Here is a 6969-nt window from a genome sequence, read left to right on the forward strand (position 1 = left end):
CGCAAGCGCATCGCCCGCATTCGGGTGTTCGACCCCGCCTGCGGCTCCGGCAACTTCCTGGTCATCGCCTACAAGGAGCTGCGCGCCATCGAGGCCGAGATCAATCGGCGCCGGGGGGAGGACAAGCGCCCCTCGGACATCCCGCTGACCAACTTTCGCGGCATCGAGCTGCGCGACTTTTCCGCCGAGATCGCGCGCCTGGCGCTGGTCATCGCCGAGTATCAGTGTGACGAGCGATACCGGGGCCGCAAGCTGGCGCTGGCTGAGTTCCTGCCGCTGCGCGCCGAGAACTGGATCACCTGCGGCAATGCGCTGCGGCTGGATTGGCTGAGCATCTGCCCGCCGACCGGGACCGGCGTGCGCAGGGTGTCGGATGATCTGCTGGAGACGCCGCTGGATCAGCCCGAGATCGATTTCGAGAATGAGGGTGGAGAGACCTACATTTGTGGGAATCCGCCTTACAGAGGCAGTAGCTACCAAACCCCCAAACAAAAGAGTGATCTGGAGTCCCTTTTCGCACAGCGAACGGCTAGCTGGAAGAACTTTGACTACATCGCAGGTTGGTTCTTAAAGGCCGCTGATTTCTGTCGAATAGTCGAAGGCAGCTTTGCATTTGTAAGCACAAATTCCATCTGTCAAGGTCAACAAGTTCCGATGCTTTGGCCATTGATTTTTGGTAGCAATCAGGAAATTTCATTTGCTCATACATCTTTCAAGTGGGCGAATCTCGCGAGCCACAATGCAGGCGTTACTGTCATCGTCGTCGGAGTCTCTCGGGTATCAGGCAAAAAGAAGAAACTTTATTTTCTAGATCAAGAAGGACAGTCGGTTCTACGCCAAGTTGACAACATCAATGCTTACCTTGTGCCTGCGAGTGACGCCATCGTACAAAGCCGGAGCTCACCTCTTTGCGAGCAGAGCTTAATGCTGAAGGGCAACCAACCCACTGACGGTGGAAATCTATGTCTCTCGCCCGATGAAGCAAAACACATGCTGAAGAATGCCAGTGAAGCTGAGCCATTTCTATTCAAATATTTGGGCTCGCGCGAACTCATACGCGGAGAAGAACGATATTGTCTTTGGATTAGTGATGAGGAGGTGGGCATCGCGCAATCCATTCCACAGATTGCCGCTCGATTGGATGCCGTTGCCAAAGCTCGCAGAGAGAGCAAAGCTCCTACCACTCGGCCATTTGCAGACTTTCCCCATAGATTTAGGCAAATACAGGATGTTGGAAACATGGTCTCAATCGTTGTTCCGAGCGTCAGTTCGGAGGCGCGGGAATTCCTTCCCGTCGGGATGGTAGGTCCAAAATCAATTATATCCAATCTTGCGTTTGCTATTTATGACTCAGCTATTTGGAATATGGCCCTCATCGCCTCGCGCGTGCATCTGGTCTGGATCGCAACCGTCTGCGGCAAGCTGAAAACCGACTTCCGCTACTCCAACACCCTCGGCTGGAACACCTTCCCCGTCCCCACGCTCACCGAGAAGAACAAGACCGACCTCACCCGCTGCGCCGAGGACATCCTGCTGACCCGCGAGCGCCACTTCCCGGCCACCATCGCCGACCTCTACGACCCGAACAAGATGCCCGACGACCTGCGCGCCGCCCATGACCGCAACGACGAGGTGCTGGAGCGCATCTACATCGGCCGCCGCTTCAAGAACGACACCGAGCGCCTGGAGAAGCTGTTCGACCTCTACACCAAGATGACCACCACCCAACCCAAGCGAGGCGCCACCCGATGACCACCGCCATCGACCTGCCCCCCGACATCGAACACCGGCTCGACCTGCTGGCCGCACGCACCGGCCGCTCCCGGGTGCATTGCCTGGAGGAAATCATCGCGCAAGGGATCGCCGACCGGGAGGACTACTACCAGGCCGCCGACGTGCGTGATCGCGTCCGCAAGGGCGAGGAGCCCGTGTTCTCCGCCGCCGAGGCAAGGCGCCAACTTGGCCTGGATGCTTGAGCGCGCCGCCATGGGGTTCACATGGATTCACAGGGACTGAGCACAGCCGGAATCATCCATCGCCACCAACCAGGACCCGTCGCAGTGTGAAAACAAGCGGAGTGAAGACAGCATGAGTGAATCCATCGAGTACGTCACCGATGAACACGCCAACCGAAAGGCCGTCATTATCCCTTACCCCGAGTGGCAGAAGATTCTCGAAGCCATGGAGGAACTGGATGACATTCGCGCCTATGATCGCGCCAAGGCGGATTCTGATGACGAAGAAGTGCCTTTTGATCAAGCCATCGCCGAGATTAAGAATTAAGTCAAATGTTATGGGCTATTCAGCGGAAGATTCGAGCGCGGCAGTATGAGTTTTCACGACATGCCCTTGATCAGAGCATCCTACGCGACATTCGCGTGAGCGAGGTGGAAGAGGCGCTATTGGGGGCGATTGAGATCGTTGAGGATAATCCGAACGACAAATATGGCCCGAGTTGTCTACTGCTGGGCATCACACTACAAGGCCGTGTCTTGCATGTGCTGTGTAGCTATCCGACGCGTCCTTTGCTCAAGATCATTACGCTGTACGAACCCGATCCTGAAAAATGGATTGATCATCGAATTCGCCGCAATCCATGAGGAGACTGAGCGATGCCAGAAACCATGATTGATACCAAGGTCACCTATACCATCGAGCACCAAGGACGGCTCTATGTGATTGAGCAGGTTCCGGCGAGGATCTGTGAGGAAACCGGCGAGGAGTTTTTTGCACCTGATACCGTCGAGCGCATTCAGGCGCTGATCCGCGGCAACACGCCGCCGGTGCGGGTCGTTGAGACGCCCGTGTATCGGTATGCGTGAGCCGAAAAGACGCCAACGACTGCGCGTCCTGATGGAGACCCTCCAGCCATGACCCCATCCGTCCCCGCCGTCTCCGTCACCTACGCCCAAAGCGGTGCCTCCACCCAGGCCAACGCCCTGGGCATGCGCCCCATGCAGGAGCGGGTCTACGAGCGCCGGGGCGAGCAGTACCTGCTGATCAAATCCCCGCCCGCCTCGGGCAAAAGCCGGGCGCTGATGTTCGTGGCGCTGGATAAGCTGGCCAACCAGGGGCTGAAGCAGGCCATCATCGTGGTGCCGGAGAAGACCATCGGTGCCAGCTTCAACGACGAGCCGCTGTCCCAATTCGGCTTCTGGGCGGATTGGCGGGTCGCGCCGCGCTGGAATCTGTGCAACGCGCCGGGCAACGACGGCGGCGGCAAGGTCCAGTCGCTCGGCGCCTTCCTGGCGAGCGATGACCAGACGCTGGTCTGCACCCATGCGACCTTCCGCTTCGCCGTCGATCAGTACGGGGTCGCGGCCTTCGATGACCGGCTGATCGCGGTCGATGAGTTCCACCACGTCTCAGCCAACCCGGACAACAGGCTGGGCGCCCACCTGGGGCAGTTCATCGCCCGCGACAAGACCCACATCGTCGCCATGACCGGCTCCTACTTCCGCGGCGATGCCGAGGCCGTGCTGGCGCCCACGGATGAGGCCCGCTTCGACACCGTCACCTACACCTATTACGAGCAGCTCAACGGCTACCAGTACCTCAAGCACCTCGACATCGGCTACTTCTTCTACAGCGGCCCCTACGCCGACGACATCCTGAAGGTGCTCGACCCCGCCGAGAAGACCATCCTGCACATCCCCAACGTCAACTCGCGCGAAAGCACCAAGGACAAGATGCGCGAGGTCGAGCACATCATCGAGGCCCTGGGCGTGTGGCAGGGGGTGGATGCGGCCACTGGCTTCCAGCTGGTCAAGCGCCCGGATGGCCAGCTGCTGCGCATCGCTGATCTGGTGGACGATGACCCCAACAAGCGTGACCGGGTGGCCGCCGCCCTCAAGGACCCGACACAGAAGGACAACCGCGACCATGTGGACATCATCATCGCGCTGGGCATGGCCAAAGAGGGCTTCGACTGGATTTGGTGCGAGCATGCCCTGACCGTGGGCTACCGCGCCAGCCTGACCGAGATCGTGCAGATCATCGGCCGCGCCACCCGCGATGCGCCGGGCAAGACCCACGCGCGCTTCACCAATCTGATCGCCGAGCCCGACGCCAGCGAGGCGGCCGTCACCGAGGCGGTGAACGACACCCTCAAGGCCATCGCCGCCAGCCTGCTGATGGAGCAGGTCCTGGCGCCGCGCTTCGAGTTCAAACCCAAGCACGCCGACAGCGGGCCGACGCCCGGCGTCGACTATGGCGAGGGCGGCTATGACCGCGACACCTGCAATGTCGGCGTGAACGAGGAGACGGGCGCCTTCCAGATCGAGATCCAGGGCCTGGCCGAGCCCAAGAGCCCGGAGGCCAATCGCATCTGCCGGGAGGATCTGAACGAGGTCATCGCCAGCTTCGTGCAGGACAAATCCGCCATCGAGCGCGGCCTGTTCGATGAGGAGCTGGTGCCGGAGGAACTGACCCAGCTGCGCATGGGCAAGATCATTCAGGACAAGTACCCGGAGCTGGACAAGGACGATCAGGAGGCCGTGCGCCAGCATGCCGTGGCCGCGCTGAATCTGACGCAGCAGGCCAAGCGCGTGGTCGATGAGACCCTCGGGCTGGGTGACCCGGGTGGCGATCCGGGTGGCGATTCGGGCGAGCCCAGACCCAACACCGCGCTGGTGGACGGGGTGCGCCGCTATGCCATGGACATGCGCGAGCTGGACATCGACCTGATCGACCGCATCAACCCCTTTGGCGAGGCCTACGCCATCCTGGCCAAGACCATGAGCGCGGACAGCCTCCAGCAGGTGGCCGCCGCCATCTCGGGCAAGCGCGCCAATCTGTCGCCGGAGGAGGCCAAGGAGCTGGCCGTGCGCGCCTCACAGTTCAAACACGAGCGTGGGCGCTTGCCTAAGCTGGATTCACCCGATGCCTGGGAGCGGCGCATGGCCGAGGGCGCCCGGGCGTTCATGCGCTTCAAAAAGGACGGCCGCTATGCCTGATATAGACCTCGATGCGCTGGCGGATGACCTGTCCGACTTCGCGGCGCCGGACAAAAAGCAGGGCCTCACCCCGCGCGAGGAACGGGTGATCGCCGGCTTTGAGGACATCCAGCGCTTCGTCGATGAGCACGGGCGCAACCCGCGGCATGGCGAGGACGGCGACATCTTCGAGCGGCTCTATGCCGTGCGTTTGGACCGCCTGCGCGCGCTGGAGGCGTTCCGTGAGCTGCTGGCCCCTTTGGATCATCAGGGGCTGCTTGAGCAGGCGGCGGCCATCGCCGAGGCTGATGAACCGGCGTACGGTGCCGACGCCCTGGCGGCGGCCTTGGCGGAGCTGGATGACAGCGACCAGGACATCCATCAGCTGCGCCATGTGCGCACCACCGCCGAGAAGCGCGCGGCGGAGGCGATCGCCAACCGCCAGCGTTGCGAGGATTTCGATCAGTTCCAGCCGCTGTTTGAGCGGGTGCAGACGGATCTCAAGACCGGCCTGCGCCAGTCCCAGCCGATCACCGCCGGCAACCGCGCCATCGAGGCCGGGGACTTCTTCGTGCTGGACGGCATCACCCTGTACGTCGCCGAGGTGGGCGAGCCCCTGAAGACGACCGCCGGCGAGGTCGATAGCCGGCTGCGGGTCATCTTCGCCAACGGCACCGAGAGCAACCTGCTGCTGCGCTCCCTGCAACGCGCCTTCTACGACGATCCCGCCGCCCGGCGCCTGGTGTCACCCGAGAGCGGGCAGATGGTGTTTGGCGACGACTGGGAGGCGGATGATGCCGAAAGCGGCACCCTGTATGTGCTGCGCTCACAGTCCGATCATCCCTACATCGCCCAGCACCGCGCGCTGGTGCACAAGATTGGTGTGACCGGCGGCAACGTCGAGGCCCGCATCGTCAATGCCGAGCATGACGCGACCTACCTGCTGGCGGCGGTGGAGGTGGTGGCGACTTACCGGCTGGCGGGCATCAACCGCACGCGCATGGAGAAGCTGTTCCATCGCCTGTTTGAGCCGGCGAAGCTGGACATCACCATCAACGACCGCTTCGGCCATCCCGTACAGCCGCGCGAGTGGTTCCTGGTGCCGCTGTTCGTGATCGAGGAGGCTGTGGCGCGGATCAGGGATGGGAGCATCACCCGGTATGTCTATGACCCCCAGGCGGCGGCGCTGGTGGCGGTGGGGTCTACGGCTGGCGATGGACGAAGCCAGCCAACCGGATGAACCCGGGCGCGGGCTTGGGCGCCACCGCAGCCTGCCGGTGGCGCGCTGACCCTCGCCCGCGCTTTGGGCAACGTCAGCGCTGCTTACCTGCTGTGCGTGAACGAAGACGAAGCCACCGAACTCACGGCGGACGAGTTGCTGCTGCTCGACCTCCACCGCGAGACCGACGCAACCACCGACAGCCCGCGTGCCTCGGCAGATCCCAAGAGGCGCGTCCAAGCACGGCGCATGCGGCGGTCTGCGACCGACGCCGTTCGACGACCCATGAATATGGGTATCCCGGCGTGGCCGTGCCTATGGATATGTGATTGGCGGGCCGGACAAAGGCTGCCATGCTTTCCGGCGCCCGCGCTGCAGGCGGTCATCGCACCGATACCTCAATGATCGTGCATCGCCGCGAGCGAATGCCCTGCGATCTCGAAAGTCAAGACGTTACACCAGTGTTCTTTGTGCTCTTCCTGTTCGACCCATACCAAGTAGCCCGGACGGCCAAATACTATGCGCCATCGGCGTGTTTTGAGGCATGAGTAATGAAGCCGTGTGCAGGGGGGCGGAGCGAAAACGCTGGCGGCTGCACGGTCGACGATTGCAATGCAGCTTGATGCCGTCGTCCGGGCCGCGGACGCGTGCCCGCGACCTAGGTGCCCATTGATCGGTGTATGCGATTGAGATCGCGTCTTTCGCGCTCGCATGCGAGGTCTGCGGCTGTTTTTTTTGTCTAGGAGCCTGTCCGACTTAGGCTCAGGATTCGGTCTTATCCGTGTGCTACTGCCAAAAAATATACGAATCGGTTTA

The 6969-nt window shown here is 61.9% G+C and carries 7 protein-coding genes; all 7 read left to right on the forward strand.

Annotated elements, in window-relative coordinates:
* Nucleotides 1-1752: DNA methyltransferase (locus tag QZ588_RS17415; RefSeq protein ID WP_366929605.1), on the forward strand; the 1752-nt coding region annotated here is incomplete at its 5' end.
* Entirely contained in the window at nt 1749-1976 is a 228-nt protein-coding gene (locus QZ588_RS17420; RefSeq protein WP_295544314.1) for a CopG family transcriptional regulator, read from the forward strand. The genes QZ588_RS17415 and QZ588_RS17420, both read left to right, overlap by 4 nt.
* A gap of 112 nt (nt 1977-2088) precedes the next feature.
* A complete protein-coding gene (locus QZ588_RS17425) occupies nt 2089-2283 on the forward strand; it encodes a hypothetical protein (RefSeq protein WP_295544316.1) in 195 nt (64 codons plus the stop codon).
* Nucleotides 2284-2288: 5 nt separating this feature from the next.
* Nucleotides 2289-2600 (forward strand): DUF4258 domain-containing protein, encoded by a 312-nt coding sequence (locus tag QZ588_RS17430; protein WP_295544318.1) that lies wholly within the window; start codon nt 2289-2291, stop codon nt 2598-2600.
* Between the two features lie 12 nt (nt 2601-2612).
* Nucleotides 2613-2822 (forward strand): YgiT-type zinc finger protein, encoded by a 210-nt coding sequence (locus QZ588_RS17435; protein ID WP_295544320.1) that lies wholly within the window; start codon nt 2613-2615, stop codon nt 2820-2822.
* 48 nt (nt 2823-2870) lie between these two features.
* Nucleotides 2871-4955, forward strand: a complete 2085-nt coding sequence (locus QZ588_RS17440; RefSeq protein ID WP_295544322.1) for a DEAD/DEAH box helicase — start codon at nt 2871-2873, stop codon at nt 4953-4955.
* A complete protein-coding gene (locus QZ588_RS17445; RefSeq protein ID WP_295544324.1) occupies nt 4948-6174 on the forward strand; it encodes a GIY-YIG nuclease family protein in 1227 nt (408 codons plus the stop codon). Before QZ588_RS17440 ends, QZ588_RS17445 begins: the two co-directional genes overlap by 8 nt.
* Nucleotides 6175-6969 lie beyond the last annotated feature (795 nt).

The organism is uncultured Thiohalocapsa sp., assembly GCF_913062725.1.
GTDB lineage: Bacteria > Pseudomonadota > Gammaproteobacteria > Chromatiales > Chromatiaceae > Thiohalocapsa.